Source organism: Dyella marensis (genome assembly GCF_049532885.1).
GTDB lineage: Bacteria > Pseudomonadota > Gammaproteobacteria > Xanthomonadales > Rhodanobacteraceae > Dyella_D > Dyella_D marensis.
Genome location: NZ_CP064029.1, coordinates 2,315,893 through 2,333,005, shown reverse-complemented (window position 1 = coordinate 2,333,005; position 17,113 = coordinate 2,315,893). Strand labels below are relative to the sequence as shown.

The following is a 17,113-nucleotide window of genomic DNA, read 5'->3' as shown; positions in this document are numbered from 1 at the left end:
AATTCCGAATAACACGAATTCCAAACCTATTTGACGCCAAGCCTTTCATCGACCTCAATGAATCTCAACAGCTCGTCGAAAAAAGCAGTGAGGCCGTGATCAGCCTTAAGGTCGTCCCGAATATCTTTCATCAAGCCATAGAATTCGGCGAACTCACCAGCGCTTAGTTCATCTGCGCTGATCATGTTCATACCGAAATCATCTATAGACTCAAGAAGCCCCCTCGCTACAGGTGACGTCGACACGCGCGCACGAATTGCACTGGTAATGCGTGCAAAGTCTACCGTCCTTACGTCGAGCGATTTTTGCTTGCTAAGAATGATGGTTCCGGACATTTCAATGCACCAAATAGATGACTTTTTTCTGAGAAGACACAGGAAGATTGTTCACGAAATCAAACAACGTCCCCCGGTTCGTCGGCGTTAAGAAGCGGGTATCAAACGGCATCATATCAACGCCGTTAGGCGCGGCAAGCTTATCGGCAAACGATTGAGAGAACTTTGGGAATGTCTTATCAAAATACATATTGATCTTATCGGCCTGAGCAAAGCTATCTGGCGTAAGCTTGAAATCAATACGGGCCCCAGAGAAGTCCCCTGACGTCACCAGGTAGTCGGCACTCGTGCCGCTTGGGGCGCGCTCCAAAGTTCCACCCAAATAGTTTTCCATCTCAGCTGCTGCCCCAGCTTCGCCGGGCGCATACGCTGCTCTATCTCCGTCTATAACGTTCAAGCGTTGCTGGGCGGCGATGTCAACTGGATCACGCGCAAAAAGGGTAGTCGGCCCAGAAGGGTTCATTTGGAAACCAGTACGACCAATCGCTTCGGCGTTGCCAGCATCAGCAATCGTGTTTGGAACACTTCGAATTGTAATCCTCTGAGCCGAGTCTTCCGCAAAATCAAACTGCCACGCCCCCTCAGGCCTGGCCATCCAGGTATCCACCGTCGCCAGTTCCGCCTGCCTTTCCGACAGACTCATCGACGACGAGAACCATGGCCCACGTGCTGAAAGAACACTCTCCGCCAATACTTCCCTTACAGCCACCTGCCCGGCGCTCTCTAAGCCAAAGACGGGCGCCGTGACCACACTCACGCCCAGCTCCAAGCGGTCGTTCTTCACCTCCATACCCATGCGGGATCCTTGGGTAAACGGATTGATCCCCTGCAACGTCACGCCATTGTCTTCTGCCGTCAGCGCCGCCCAATAGTCTCCCAACCTCTTGAGGACTCCAGGTGCGGCAGTTAACCCGGGCATGGCCACTACGGGAACACCATTTGCATCTCGCGGCGTACTATGAGCCATCACCTCCGCGTTGTCGTACATCGCGTTCCAGGGCGTATAGGGAGTCGCCCTAAAGCTCGGCTCCTCGCTGCGACCCGTCAGGCTGGACACCAGATTCGACCACTGGAACGCCACGCCAGGCATGGGCATGGCTCCGACTTGCGGTTCCGTGCCCAAAGCAGCTTGCAGGCTGACCGGATCGCCGGATCCCAGGAAGGTATCCGACACATCAGCCGTCACGCTTACCCCCTCAAGCTCGCTTATCGCCGGCATGGCATAAGGAACCCCCTTCCAAGCCACGCTCGAAGCCCCACTCCAATCCGGCGTTCCGGTGAACCAGGTGTAGTTATCCCGACTTAGTCCGTCAAACGCATAGTTACCAGACTCTGCCGGCATAGCCGGACCACCAGCACCCACCCACGAGCCGTCCGGCGTCTCCAGGAAGTTCACGTATGGACCCGACGAACCATTCAGGTGCATGGCGGAGTAGGCAATGGCGCCTTCAGACGTGCGTACTTGATTTGCCACAAGCGCGGTATTCGTCACGCCATAGCCATTCCCAGGCGCTGCTTGTGCATAACGTTCATCCACGGCCGCAACCTGAGGAGAGTCATCCATCGCGCTCTGTGCTCGCAACTCATAAGCGAGCTCGTCCTGTCCGGCCTGAGAGTTCCATAGAGTGAGGGGATTCATGGAGTCATAAGCCGCGACTTGCGTAGGCAGGCCAATGGCAAGGCCACTTTGCCCACCTTGACCATTCCACCTCGACAGCGGATTCATCGGGTCATAAGCACCTCCGACCGAAACCTGCTGACGGGACGCCCCTGACGGCTCATCCGCCTGCGCGCGCAACGGGAACTCGGACGTCACCCCCATGGCTAACGCATTGCCCGCCACATCCTCACCGATCTGCTGCCAGCTCGGCACATGGTTGTCCCCCAGCGCGGACCCCGTCACTTTCCGCACCACATCGCCAAGGGCACGCGATTCAAGTCGCTGCAGATAATCGCTATCGCCGTATTGATTGATCCCCATACTGGCCACGGTGTCGCCCAGCGCGCCGCTCGTTCGATTCGCAAGACTGTTGGACACCAGCCCCGCCCAGCTGAAATGCGTCGGCTGGCCCGTGATCTTCGAAGCAATCACATCATCGGCATAGCTCCCCGCCCCCTGCAGTGCTTGCCCCCAGCCGTTCAACACCGGCTGCCCCGCGCTGTCCACGCCAGCGGTGAACGCCGTACTGCCCTGCAATCCAGAAGTCACGCCCGCCGTCGCCGCCGCACTCAACGCGCTTTGCCCGACCTCGCCCCAGCTGAAGCCCTGATGGACGCCGGTGATATCGCCGGCAATCTGACCGGCCGCGTTGCCGGCGGCCGCTGCCGCCGCGGCCGAGGCCACCGATACCGCCGCCGCCGTCGTTGCGGTCACTTCCACGCCGGCGGCAGCCAGCTGCTCATACAGAAAACTACTGACCTGGGGACCGGCGTAGTACGTCACGATCACCACCACCGCAATCACTACGATCATCGCCAACGCATTGCAATGATGCTGACTCGGCGGCGGCGGCGGCGCGATCGTCGGCAGACTCGGTGTGGTGCTGCCCGTGATATCACTCGGGTTGTACGGCTTGAACGTCGTCGCATCATTGACGTTCGTGCTCACCACCGGAATCGTCAGATCCTGGCCAATGCTCAAGTCATTGTCGCTACTCATGGCGTTCGCTTGAGCAATGACATACCAGAGACTGGCGTTGCCATAGACCGCCTGCGCAATGCTCTTAAGCGTATCCCCCGCCTGCACCACATACCCGCCCGGGCCACCCTCGCTACTACTGAACGCAGTAACCCGATCCAGCACATTCAAGGTGCCACCTTCGTCGTACTGGGCCACCTGCTCGCCCATCACATACACGAAGTGCTGGTTCTGATGCCCCGGATTCGCCCCCTGATCAATGGTCGAACCATTGGCCGTGCCATCCCGGCGACTGACGATCTGCCCATTCCCGTCATACCCGAACACCCGCACCGTATCCCGCACCGTGCCGCCGGCATATTGCGTGTGCTGCGCGATGGCCACGCGGTTGCCGCGGCTGTCGTAATAGCTCTCGTCCGTGGTCGGACGTACGTTCGGCGTATTGGAGATGTTCTGGCCGGTAGTGGCGGCCTCCAGGTAGCTGTCCTTGCGCAGATAGGTGATGGTGTACTGGTCGACGCGTCCGCCCGCATCGCGGTACTGGTACGACACGACATTGCCCATCGCGTCGTAACCGGCCGAGGCATTGGCGCCGGCATAGACCACCGCATTGTCGAGCGTCAGGCCACCATACGTGGTGTCGTCCGGGCCCGGCAAGGTGGTGGGCAGGTTGTCCGTGCCCGAGCCGTCCCAGCCGCTGAGGCGCGTAAAGTTCTGCTGCTCGGCCAGGCGGCCGACGGAGTCGTACCGGCTGACCGTAGCGCCGGAAAGCCTGCCGCCCACATCCGCACCAGTGCCGGTGTTACCGTCGATGTCATCCGGATCGCCCTTGGTGTTCGGGCGCTGATCCAGCGTGGTGCCCAGCGCATAGAACTGGTTGATCACCAGCACGTGCCCGGCCGCGTCGTAGCTGCGCGTCTCCGCGATGCCGTTGAAGCTGCCGCCGGCGGTGATGTCCACCGCATAGTCCGCGCGCACCATTTCGTTGCGGTCGTCGTAGTGCGAGCTCTGCACCAGCGTGTGGCCAGCCGCGTTCACCGTGGTACGCGTGACCACATTGCCCACCGCGTCATAGCCAAGCGCATAAGAAGACGAAGATGCAGTGACGACGATATTGCCGTTCTGCAGCGCACCTGCCGACACCTGCACGCGGTTGACGCCATCGTAGGTGTACCAGGCATCGACCGTGGTGCTGCCGCTGGTGGCCGTCACCTCGCGGCGGTTGCCCGCAGCGTCGTAGCGATAGGTTTCGTCCAGCGTGGTGGTGCTGGTGAGCACGTCCGTCACTACCACGTGGCTGATGCGGTTGTGGCTGTCGTAGGTGGTCTGCGTCACCGTGTGGATCGACTTGCCGTTGCCGTCCTTGGTGACGACCTCCTGCCGCGTCTGGTTGCCGTTGGCGTCGTAGCTGTAGCTGTAGACCGAGCCGTCGGCGAAGGTCTGGGTGGCGAGCTGGCCGTTGGCGTAGTAGGTGTTGGTGGAGCTGTTGGGTGAAGTGGCGGCGGTGACGTAAGGCGGCACCGATGCGTTCTGCGGCGTCGGTGACCAGTTGTCGCTCTCGCCCAGCAACAGGCCGCTGGACTGGTCGTAGCTGTAGTTGTAAGCGGCGCCGCTCATGTCCACGTGATGGACGACGCGGCCGTAGGCATCGCGGTCCCAGGTCTCGCTGTCGCCATTGGCATTGATCTGGCTGATCAGGTTGCCGCTGCGGTCGTACACGAAGGTGTTCTGGATGACGCCCGTGGGTACCTGCGGGACGTACTGATAGTTCCACACCGCCGCGTCGAAGGAGGCCGCGCCGATGCCGTTGGCATAGCCAAAAACGGCCAATGCCGCATAAGCCGCGCCCGGAGGTGCCGACGCCGTGACGGAGGAGTTCTTCCAGGCACCGCGGCGATCCGTGCTTATGAGGTTGCCCTGGCTAGTGCTGATCAGGTTGCCGGATGCATCGAACCACTGGATGGCCACCGCACCCGCAGCAGCGGCGCCGGAAGGAGACAGGTATAGCGACACCTGCACCGACGCGGAAATGGTCTGCCCCGCCGTGACCGGTACATGGTCGCGGTTGACCATGTAGCCGCTGCCATTGCCGCCATAACCGCCGACCCAGGAACCGTTGGAGGTGTTGTCCTGCGTATGGATGGACCAGCCGGCTCCCTTGTCCCAGCCGCTGTCGCCGTTCTCGAAATCCGGATTGGTCGGCTGCGGCGTGAAGGTGCCATTGGGCAGGCTCACCACCAGCTGGCCATCCGGCGCGAGCATGATGGCGCCGGCCGGGGGCACGTAATCCATCGACACGCCGTAGCAATAGACGCTGCTGGCGATGTTGTAGTTGATCGCGTTGATCCCGAATCCCATCCAGGCCGCGCCCGCCGGAGCCGTCGCCGTCTGCGTGGAATAGCCGATGCCCCGCCCCGCGGAAAGGATGTCGTTGTTGTAAGGCGCGCTGATGAAATTGCCGTTGGCGTCGAACCAGAGGATCTGGACCGCTCCGCCGCCATGTTCGCCGATCACCTGGAACTGGCCACGGGCGGTGACCGTCTGCCCGGGCACCACCGGCACGCGATTCAAGTTGGTCATCGCGCCGGCGCCGCTGGCGGTCTGGCCCGAGAAGCAGGCGGTCGAGCCCACCGAAGACCAGCCTGGATCCGCCTGCCAACCGTTCAAGCCATCGCTGAAATTCGGATTGGTCGGCTGCTGCGTCCACGCCTGGCCGACCCCGCCATGCTGATTGGCCTGGCTGGCGGCGCGCTGCGCCGCATCCTGGCTCCAGATCACCCGGCCCTGGCTGTCGTAGCCGTAGTAGTTGGCGTGCTTCGCCGCATTGGTCGCATCGCCTGTCTGCAGATAGGCGGCACCCAGGCCGTCGTAGCTGATCAGGCGATTGCCGGCTTGATCCAGCACGTAGGCCTGCTGCCATACCGCAGAACGCGTAGTGCCGTCGGCCGACAGCTCGAAGTCGCCCTGCTGCACCGTGCGGCCGAGATTGTCGAGATTCTTGAAAGTGATATGGCCGGTACCGCTCTGCTCAGCCACCTCGCGGCCGTAGAGGTCATACGCGGTGTACGAGGCCGCGCCGGTGCCATCGACCGTCTTCACCACCTGGCCGACTGCATCGTAGATGGTGCGGGAAGTGTTGCCGTTCTCGTCGATCGACAGCGTCAGATTGCCATCGACGTCATAACCTGACGTCTTCACCGTGGTGGTGGTGGTGCTGTTGCCGTGAGCGTCCACCACCGCAACCGCCGCCCCCGTTTGGGTGAGGACCTGATTGCGTTCGCTATAGGTATAGGTCGTGGTCTGACCCGTTGCATCGGTGGAACTGACGACATTGCCCCAGCGGTCGTAGCTGGCGGCAAGCGCGGCATTGCTGCCGCTGGCGGCGCTGTTGCTGGGAGCTTGTACGGCAGTGGCGCGGCCGTCCAGGTCACGGGTGTAGAACGTTGTCGCCGTGCCCGTGCCGCCAGTGAGCGGCACGGTGTCGGTGATGAGCTGGCCGGCGAGGTTATAGCCGTAGGTGTGCACTACGCCCGTCTTCGGGTCGGTCACCGTTACCGCGCGACCCGCCTCGTCATAGACGGTAATGCCGTTCAGCGTGACGCCATCGCCGGTGCCGATCGCTTCGCCGAAGGCGTTGTAGGCCGTCGAGGTGGCGAGATCCGGCGCGAGGGCGCCAATGCGCTGCACGCTGGTCGACAGCAGATGGTCGTCCAGATCGTAGGTGCTGGTCGAAACGATATGGGTGGTGCTGCCGTCGTTGCCATCCTGCGTCCAGAACGTCTGCCGCAGATGGCCGGCGTTGTCATAGGTCATGTACCTGGCCTTGCTGGAAGACCAGTCGACCAGCTCGCCCGAGCCCACGGTCAAGGTCGCCGTAGCGTGCCCCTGCCCGTCGTAGCGGGAATACGTCATCAAGGTCTGGCTTCCGTTCATGGAAGCCTGCATCGTCAGCAGACGATTGCCGAAGGCGTCGTAGTTATAGGTCACCCACTGCGAGGTGTTGATGTACAGCGAATCGCTGGTCAGATCCAGCGCAGGATTCGCCGCCAGCAAGGCCTGCCAGTTCGACACCAGCACCTTTTCCTGCGGGCTGCTCACCAGCAGGATCCGCCCCAGCGCATCGTATTGCGTGGTGATCGTACGCCCGCCCTGCGTCGTCATCATGACCCGGCCTTCGCCGTCGTAGACGTAGCTGGTGGTCACGAAACCATGGACCGTGGCGCCGCTGGCATCGACGTAAGTCCGCAGGACCGATTCGCTGCTCTTCTGGCCCAGGCTGTTGTAGGTGCAGGTCGAGGTGCGATCGGCGCCCGATGCGCCGGGCAACGCGGGCGGCGCACCGCCAGCCACCAGGCCGGCCGTGGCGATGGGTGTCGCCCACTCGGTGGTCGATACGGCATCGCCGTACGCGTCGTAGGTCCAGCTGGTGACGTAGCCCTGAGGATCGACCGAAACGGTCTTGTGGCCGAGCGCGTCGTAGTAATTGAACGTGGTCGCCCATACCGCGTCCCCGGAGGCGGGATCGCCCTCCACCAGGGTCGACTGGCTCGAGAGATTGCCGTAGGCGTCGTAGGTGTACGTGGTGACCGGCGAGCCGGTGGCGGTGCTGCCGTCGCTCCTGGTGTATGTCACCGCGGGCTGGGTGACGGCAACCTTGCGACCGAGGCGGTCGTAGGTGGTGACGATGGAGCGGTCGTCCGAAGACGTGGTGAGCTCGGACTGCAGCTGAGAGAGGGTGAGCGGATTGTCGGCGGACCAGGCGCCCTCCGACATTGCCTGAAGATCGAGCGCATTGGCGTAGCGCGTTACGACAGTCTGGTTGCCATGGACGTCGTACTGGTAGCCAGTGACATAGCCGCTCGCGTCGACGGTGTAAGCCAGGCGGTCGTCGGCCGTGTAGATCGCATAGGTGTGGCGGCCCGCGGCATCCTTGGTGACCAGCAGATGGCTGTTGTCGTCGTAGGTGGCGTAGGTCCACTGACTGGTGGACGTTTCGTCTACGGCGTGAGTGGTTGGGTTGTAGATATTCGCAGGGGACTGGTCGACGGTCAGTACGCTATGGCCTTGATAGTCGTTGTTGTACTGGAGGTAACGCGCCGCATACTGGCCGTCATCCACCGTGGACCGTGTGAGAAAGCCATCTGCGTCGTACTCGTACGTGGTGACGATGGGGCGCCAGTCCATGGTGTATTGGCCATCGACGATACGCCCGACCACGACGGATGGACTCGTCTGCTGAATGAGGTTTCCGCTGCTGTCGTATTGATAGAGCCAGGTCTGGCCGTCCTTATTGGTAAAGGAGGTCTTGAGGCCCCGTGTGTCATAGGTATAGGTGCCGCTTACCGAGCCGGACAGTGAATCCAGCGTCTTGATCACGTTGCCGGCTGCGTCGTAGACCAGGCCGCTGGCCCGGACATCCGATGCACCCGGGTTGGCCTGCGCGACAGCCGCACTCACTCCGCTCGCATCCCATGTGGAGGGCGCGATGGCGTTGGCGTAGGTCAGCGTCCAGGCCAGCCGCCCATCGCCGTCGTAGCGCTTTTCGGTGACGTAGCCATTGGCATCGATGCCATAGGCCTCCCGTCCGGCGCCATCGTAAACATGGCGGGTGATATGCGCGCCGCTCGTCGCCACGAGCTGTGCCACAGCGTCTGCACTGGTGCCGGCGTTGAACGCCGAGAGCGGCAGCAAGGCTCCGTAGGCGATATCTTCGATGGCGTTGCCATCGCCATCGTATCGATGCTCGATGACGGAGGCCTCACTGCTGGAAACCGCCTGTGCGGAGAAGCGCACCCGACCCATCGCGTCGTAGTAGGTGTACGTCACCTGGGCGGTGGACTCGCTCGCCCCCGCGGACTGGAGGGCTGTCGCGACATCCGCGGACGTAGCCGTTCCAGCGGCCAGTGCACTGGCAAGAGCACCTGCCGGGTGCAGGGCCGTGCCGTAGACGATCGTTTCCGTCACCTGCCCGGCGGCGTTGTAGCGGAGCTCCGTCACCATGCCGCTCGGGTCGATGGTGAACTGCAGTTGGCCGGCGGTGTTATAGACCAGGTAGGAAACGGAATCGTCATCGCTCGTCGCCAGCTGTGGCTGGCGAGGCGTGGTCGAATCGTATTGATAGGAAGGAAGGAGATTCTTGTAGCGCCGGATGGACACAAGCTGGCCATCGGCGTTGTAGCTTCTCTGGGTCACCAGGCCGTATGGGGGCTGGATTCCTTCGCCGCCGAAGGTTTTGTCTCCAACGGGGTCGACTTGGTAGATGAGCTGATTGGCTTCGTTGTAGATGAAGTAAGGGTTGTAGCCATCGAAAGAAGTGCCCTGGGAAGTGACATTCCCATTGGCGTCGTACGTGGTGGATACGTCGTTCCTGCCGCCGGTATCGGGGTAAGTCTCGGTCGCACGCCCCAGCGCATCGTAGTTGTACTGAGTGTTGCCCTGCCCCGACAAAACCTGCGATCCCCCGCGCCATACAGTAGTGATGTCATTGGCGGCGTTGTAGTAATACTCCGTGCGCAGATTCAGATGATCGGTACCCGCCCCCGGGTCCTGGATCATCACCGCCAGCTTGCCGTTGCCATCGTAGGCGTAGGTGGTGAGAACACCGCTGGCGTCCGTTTCGGCAATCTTCAAACCTGCGCCGTCATAGGTGCTGACGACGCGCAGGTTCAGGCCATCGGGATCGACCGTCTTCACCACCACTCGTCCAGCGTCGTCGTAGGTATATGTGGTGACGTGGCCAGCCGCATCGACGGTGCGCACCAGGCGGCCATCGCCGTCGTAGCTGTTGGTCGCCACGCTGCCGTCGGGGTTGTCCGTCTCCAGCAGCCGTCCGGCACCGTCGTATCGATACGTCGTGGTGTAGCCGGCGGCGCTGGTGGAAGACACAACCTGCCCTTCGCGATTGCGGGTCGTGCTGGTGACGACATTGCCGGGTGCCGTGACCACGACGCTGCGCAGGGCATCGTCGTAGGTATAGGTGGTCACCCGGCCCATGGCGCTCGTTTCGGCGATGACGCGGTCGTAGGCGTCGTAGTCCGTATGCGTCTCGCGCTGGAGACCATCCACGCTTTGGGCCTGGCTTATGCGGTGGCCGAGATGATCGTAGGTGTAGGTGGTAGTGACTTCGTTGCCATCCGTGGCGGAGATGAGTTCACCAAACGCGTCATAGTCGAATGCCACATTGCTCAGGCCAGGATCGGAGCTGTAGCGATCTGAAACGCTCCAGCCATTGCCTTCGACGCCATCGGACCGGCTGATCAGCAGCCCTCTTGCGTTGTATTCGTAATGGGAAATCCGGGAGTCGAACTGGTCGCTGGCCCAGATGCGCTCGCCGAAGCCGTTGTATTGGTAGAGGTAGACGTGCTCGTCGCCATTGCCGTCATAGGCGACAGTGGCCGTATGGCTGTCACCGACGCCGTTATAGGAGTAAGTGACGGAATATTGATCGCCCGAGATGACTTCGACCAGGTTGCCCAGCCCGTCGCGGACATACAGGGTGATCTGGTCGGGATTGTCGCTAGCCAGCTCGGCGGACTTGAATGCCTGCAGTTTCGCGATCGTCGGAGGATACCCGTCCGCCATTGAAAAGCGAGACGAATATACAATCGACGCAGAAATCTCGCCGAAAGCGTTGTAGTCCGTTTCGACGACCTCACCCATCAAGCCGTCGACGTCACTTTCCATACTATGGACCGTGTAATTGCGTCGACCTGCTGCGTCATAGACGTACCACGTGCGATTGCCAAGCGCGTCGGTAGCCAAGGTCTGGTGACCCGCCAGATCGTACTCATAGCGCGTCTCGATGCCGGCTCCATCGGTCTGCGACAGAATATTGCCTGAACCCCAACGGACCAGCGTGACCGTTCGGGCGTCAGCCGTACCGTCGGCCACGGTCGTCGACTTCAGCCGCCCGGCCAGGTCGTAGCTGTAGCGGGTGACGGTACCCTCTTCGTTCTGCTCGGTGGCCAATTGGCCGTACGCATCATAGGTGCGGCTACTGGAGCGGGATGAGGCGCCGACCAGAGCTGCCATCACGCCGGCCAGGCTGTCGTCGGCAAGTCCACGCACGGAGCGGTTATAGCGCTGTTGCGTCAGCTGCTGGCCATCGAGGTCATAGGTGTACTGCGTGAAATACTCGCCGTCGAACTCACCAACCACCTGGCCGAAGGCATCGAAGTACCTCTTGGTGGAGCGGTCGTCGTCGCTGGGCTGGATGATCAGGTTCTGCAGTACGTCGGCATTCGTTTCAGTATCCGCCTGCAACGCGTACGCATGTGTACCGACGAGATGGCCTGCCGCATCGTACTCATTGGTGGTCAGGTACCAATCGGCATCCAGCGCCCCGGTCAAGCGACCATTGGCGTCATAGTAGTAGCTGTTAACTCTCGGATTCGCGTTGCCGCCGCGATCGATCGCCATCTGTTGAACCAGGCGGCCGGCCGCATCGTAGTAGTACGAAGTAACCGAGCCATTGGTGTAGCCGCTGGACTGGGTAGAAGGGTCATTATTTTCGTCGTATTGCCAGGTGCCGCTTCCCACGGAATATCCATCAGTGACCGTCTGGACACGGCCCGCCGCGTCGTAGGTGGTGGTCACCACGCGATCAAGCAGAGGCTTTGCCGTCGGCAGCACCGACTGGAGGTTGACGCTGACGACACCATTAGCCAGCCAGCCGCTGGTACTGATCGTCGTGGCGTAACCGGTCTGATTGATAGCGCGGCCAAGGTCGTCCCGCGTATAGGTGATGACGGCACCTGCTGCATCCACCGTCGCTGCCACATTTCCGGCCGCGTCATAGAACGTGTAAGACGCATTGCCGAGCGGATCCACCACGGCGACCTGGCGGCCCGCCTGGTCGTAGACATACTGCGTGGTGCTGGTGGAAAGGGGCGTCTGCGTGCGTGGAACGATGAAGTCGAGCGACGAAGTAGTCGCCGTGCCTCCGAAGTACTGGGTTTCAAGCAGCGTACCGTACGATGTTTGCTTTACGACGCGTCCCGCCGCGTCGTAAGCGAACTGTGTAATGTGCCCGCCCGTCACGCCGTAGCCTTCCGCTACGGTGATGGAATAGACCACACGGCCGTTCGCGTCGTAGTACGTATAGGTGGCGTGTGCGTTGACATCGGCGTCGCCCGCTGCCGTCAGCGCGGCCTGCACATCGGCGATCTGGGCCGTTCCTTCGCTCAGGGCGAGCTTCAAGGCTGCACTTGGTGCTATCGGAGTTGCGTACGCCAGCTTCGCGCCGACCTGGCCAAGCGTGTTGTAGCGCGTCTCGGCCACATTTCCCAGTGGATCGATGGCGAAGCGCACGTGGCCGTCCGCGTCATAGACCACATAGGAGACATGGTCTGCGCCGGTCGCCGCGGCGGCAGCCAGTGTGGCACCGAGCGCCATATTGGAAGCGGTCGTTCCGGCAGCCAGTGCCGCGAGAGCCGCGGTGCTGACCAAGGCGCCATAGGCGTGCGTGGCTACTACGCGGCCGTTGGCGTCATACGACTGCTGGGTTACCGCCCCCATGGCCGAACCCGGCTGGCCTGCCGGGGTGATGGTGAAGACGGCTTCGTTGGCTTCGTTGTAGATCGTGTACGTCGTGGCGCCGTTGCCGTCGGTCGATGCGACGAGGTTGTCGTTGGCGTCGTAAGCGTACGTGGTGGTGATCTGGAGTCCTGTCGGATCCACGATCTTCCGGGTCAACCGGCCAAGGTTGTCGTAGACGTACTTGGTTGTGCTGGCTGCATCGGTGCCGCCAGCCACCGTGGTGGTCAATACGTGGCCGGCGCCGTCGTACGTATATGCCGTGACGAGTGCGGAACCACCAGACTGGGATCCCTCCGTCTTGCTCAGGACGTTGCCATCGGCATCGTAAGTGTAGCTGGTGATCGTACCGGCCGGGCTCGTCGTGCTGAGCAGGCGACCTTCGCCGTCATAGAGATTGGAAGTGGTGAGCGCAAGGCCTGCCGGGTCGACGGTTTCGCTGAGCAAGCGTCCATCGGCATCGTATATGTAGGCGACCTTGTGGCCAGTGGCATCGACGACCGTGCTCAGATGGCCATTCGCGTCATAGGTGTTGGTGGTGATTTTTCCGGCCGCATCCTTGGTGGTCAGCAGCCGGTTTTCGTCGTCGTAGGTGTAAGTCGTGGTATTACCGGCACTGTCTGCCGTACTCAGCGTATTGCCGAGCATATCCTTGGTGATCTGGGTAACGACGCCAGCGGGCGTCGTGATGGTGGTTACCAGGCCTGAGTCGTTGTACTGATAGGTGGTGACGCCACCGGCGGCGTCGATCTGCTTCACCACCCGGTCGTAGCGATCGTAGTTCGCCTGGGTCGTGCGGAGCTGGCCGTCGACGACCTGACTGGTTACAACCTGGCGAGACGAGACATCGTAGCTGTAGCTGATCGTCTGCCCACGTGCATCGGTGCGGCTGATCACCCGGCCGAACGCGTCGTAAGCCACTTGAGAAGTCTGGGATGCAGTGCCTCCGGCGTCGTCCGTTTCGCTGACGCGCTGCCCGCGCTGGTCATAGCGATACTGCGTAATTGAGCTATTGCTTGCGCTGGGCGTGCTGCCCGGGTTGCTCAGCTGGCTGGTGACCTTTACCAGATCGCCGAAGGCGTCGTACTCATTGGCAATGACGTAGCCGTCGCCATCGGTGGTCGAGGCCACCTGCCCATTGGCGGTATACACCGTCGCGATATGGTTATTGGCATCGCCAGCGGCGTTCGGCAACGCGGCAACCGCATCAGCCACCTGGGCCAGCGTCGCACTGCCCGCATTGAGTTCGGCCCCGGTTCCCGAGCCCCCGGTAATCAAGCTCAGCTGACTGGCATAGGCCGTGGTTGAAGTTGCCTCGCCAAAAGCGTTGTAGCTGTACGCAGTGACGCTGCCCAGCAAATTCGGGGTTCCGCCGCTCGACTGGCCATGCACGCGATAAGCCAGGCGCCCAGCGTCGTCGTAGTAGTACCAGATGCTGTTGCCCTGGCCATCGGTGGTCTGCACCAATTGGCCATCCGCGTTATACGCATTCGTAGTGACAGCGCCGGTACCGTCGGTTGCCGTCAGCACATCGCCATAGGCGTCATAAGTCGCGGTGCGGGTGCTGTCATTCGTAACTACGAGATTATTGCCTTGCCAAACCGAGGACGTCGAATGTGTATTAAGTAAATTTCCCGCTCCGTCGTACGAATAAGTCACCTTCGTGGAAGCCGAGCCGTAGACGTAGTCCATCTCCACCAGACGATTACTTGCATCGTAATAACGATGCACAACTTTGCTTTCACCTTGCCTGTAACTGTTCAAGGTGAGGAAATCCGTAAAGCTCGGAATATTCGCGATCTGATCGGAAGTAAGCGGTGCTGAACCCTTCAGCTCCAAGAAGCGCGTGGTGTAACCCGGTATAAATGTCGTCTCAAGATGGGCATAAACCGTCAGGTAGCCGCCCGCATCGATCACACCGATCAAGCGATTCTGCCGATCGTAGTATTGGTGCGTCACTTGGTCCGAATTGCTGGCCGGCACGGCGGCCTGGATAGCTGAAAGTGCCGGGGCCCCACCAAGTGCTGCGCGCTGACCCGCTGTCAAAGGCGTCGCATAAGTCGTGAGGAGAGTCGGGTTGCCTGCATTATCGTAACTTGTGGTCGTCACGTATCCCGATGCATCAATGGTCGCAACTGCGCGATTGCCTACGTCATAGACCGTCTGCGTCAGGCGATCGCCACTGCTGTCCACCATGGCCGCATGCAGCGCCGACCATGTCACCGGTGTCGCGAGGACGCTCCGCTGCGTCGCGGTCAAGGAAGTAGCGTAAGCCTTGCTAGCCAGCACATTGCCCGCGCCATCGTAGGTTTTCGTTATGACATTACCCGCGGCGTCGATAGTCGCCACGAGCCTTCCGGCTTCGTCGTAGACCGAATCGGCAACTCGATCTTCAGCGCTCGCCGCAGGCAGCGGCAATGCCTCGGGTTTCGCTGCTGTCAATGCCCCGGCGCTGATCCATCCGGCGATGTTGATCGTGGTCGCGTAGGCAATTGCACGAACGATTCGTCCGTCGTTATCCCGCAGGTATTGCGTCACCGCGCCAGCGGCATCCACTACTCCGCTCGCCAGTCCGTCTGCGTCATAGAAGGTGAAGACAGCCCTTCCCGCGGGATCGATGGCGGCGACAGGCTGGCCTGCGGCGTCATAGAGATACGAAGTGATACGCGAAGCGTTTCCAGCGGCAGCCTGAGTTTGGCTGATCAGCTGACCTCTGCTGTTTCTAAGCTCGGTCGTCGCCAGGCCGTTGGCCTGGGTAATGACCACGGTGCTCAGGCTGTCCGCATATGCGTAGGTGGTGATTCCCGCGGAATCCGCAGTGCTGATCAGGCGCCCCAAACCGTCATATGCGTAACTGCTGGTGAGCGTCAGAGTATTGCGATCCGGCTCGGTTCTTCGGATGACCTGTAGCAGGCGACCGCTTGCATCGTAAACATACTCAGTGAAAACCGAGCTGTAGCCGACCAGGCCGGCAGTAATACCGCTGCCATCGCTATTTACCGCTCCCCAAGCCGTGCTCGAAGCGAGCAATCCGCGAACGTCGTAGGCGTATTGAGTAAGCGTGGTTTTTGCGAGCGTTGCTTGCACCGCACCGCTGGCCACCCAGGCCTGCAGATCGGCCAGGACAGGAGGCGTGCCCGTCGTCAGCGACGTCACGTCATACTGCGCCCCCAGATAGGTCCGCACAGCACTGACCACACTCGCCCCCGACGCAATCGTCGAATAATCCTGCTCCGTCACCGCCCCTACCGGATCGACCACAAAACACAGCCGATCACTGGCGTCATAAACGTAATACGTCGTCTGCGCCCCGCTCGCCGCCACATACCCCGGCTGCCCCACCGTTCCCTGCGCCGCCACCGCATACGTGGTCTTGGTAAGCACCTTCCCATCCGCGTTATAGGTGTAGCCGACGGTATGCCCCGTCGCATCCACCACGCTCAGCAGATTCCCGTCCGCGTCATAGCTGTACCGCGTCGACGCCCCATTGGCATCGATCGACTGCAGCAGGTTGCCGTTGGCGTCATAGCTGTACTGCGTCGTCGGATTCGCGCCGTTGACCGCCGGCTCCTTCACCTGCACGAGGCGGCCCGAGGCGTCGTAGCCGTAGCTCCACACCTGCCCCAGCCCATTCGTCACCGTGGTGACGTCGCCGCCCAGGTCGTAGCCGATATTCACCGTCTGCGCCGCGGCGCCGGTGCCCGTGGTGGCGCTGGCAAGGCGATAGACGCCGTTCGCATCCTGCACATAGGTGTAGCTCGCCACCGTGCCATCGCTCTGCGTGACGGAGGCGATGCGATCGCTGCTGCCGTCGTACGTATAGGTGGTGGTGTAGCTGCCGGTGCCGGCGCTGTTGGTATCCGATGCCAGCGTGGTGGTGACGGTGCTCAGGCGTCCCTGCGTGTCGTACGCGTAAATCACCTGTTGCCGCGTCACCGCCGTCGTCTGGCCCGGCGGGATCTCGGTGATGGAAAGGCCGGTGAGCTGGCCGGCGTCGTTGTAGGAAAGCGTGAGGGTGTCGCCATCGTCGGCGGCGATCTGCGACAAGCGGCCGCCGGTATAGCTGAAGCTGTAGCTCGCGCCAGTCTGCGTATTGGTCAGTTTCTGCAGCTGGCCATTGCTGTCGTAGGTTTCCTGCAGGCTGTGCGCGCTGTCGGTCCAGGTCCAGGTGGACGTGCCGGCGTCCCAGGCCAGGCGGTCTTCGGAGCCGCTCTGTCCGGTGCTGACATAGGCGCCAAGCGTAGCGTCGTAGGCGTAGGCGACGGCGGAGCCGTCGTCGTCCGTGCGTGTCACCGTGCTGCCGGCCGCATTGAGCGTGCCGCTCAATCCGCCGACATGGCGCGTGAAGCCGAGCAGCCAGCCGTGGTTGCTCGCCTGCTGGCTGTTGTATGTCCGCAGGAAGTTCAGCGGCGTGCCGTCGAACAGCAGCGATTCGTCCTGTCCCTGCAACACCAGGTTGCCGGACGCGATATTCGCGTACTGCATGCCATGGGCCTGCCCCAGCGAAGCGGCTCCGCCTTGCGTCTGGCCCAGTTGGCTCAGCGACGTGTTGGTGAGGCCCAGCCCATTCCCTGCGATGACAGCGACCATGCGTATCTCCCGGATA

General features: G+C 61.7%; 2 protein-coding genes. Both read right to left on the bottom strand.

Annotated elements, in window-relative coordinates; genetic code table 11:
- Positions 1-26: 26 nt before the first annotated feature.
- Positions 27-335 carry a hypothetical protein gene (locus ISN75_RS10230; protein WP_168647461.1) on the bottom strand — a complete coding sequence of 103 codons (309 nt, stop codon included), beginning with the start codon at positions 333-335 and terminating at the stop codon, positions 27-29.
- Position 336: 1 nt separating this feature from the next.
- Positions 337-17,097, bottom strand: a complete 16,761-nt coding sequence (locus ISN75_RS10225) for a LysM peptidoglycan-binding domain-containing protein (RefSeq protein ID WP_343821154.1) — start codon at positions 17,095-17,097, stop codon at positions 337-339.
- Positions 17,098-17,113 lie beyond the last annotated feature (16 nt).

Excerpts from the sequence above, each read along its gene's own strand:
- ISN75_RS10230 (WP_168647461.1), bottom strand. The coding sequence starts at position 335 with ATGTCCGGAACCATCATTCTTAGCAAGCAAAAATCGCTCGACGTAAGG.
- ISN75_RS10225 (WP_343821154.1), bottom strand. The coding sequence starts at position 17,097 with ATGGTCGCTGTCATCGCAGGGAATGGGCTGGGCCTCACCAACACGTCG.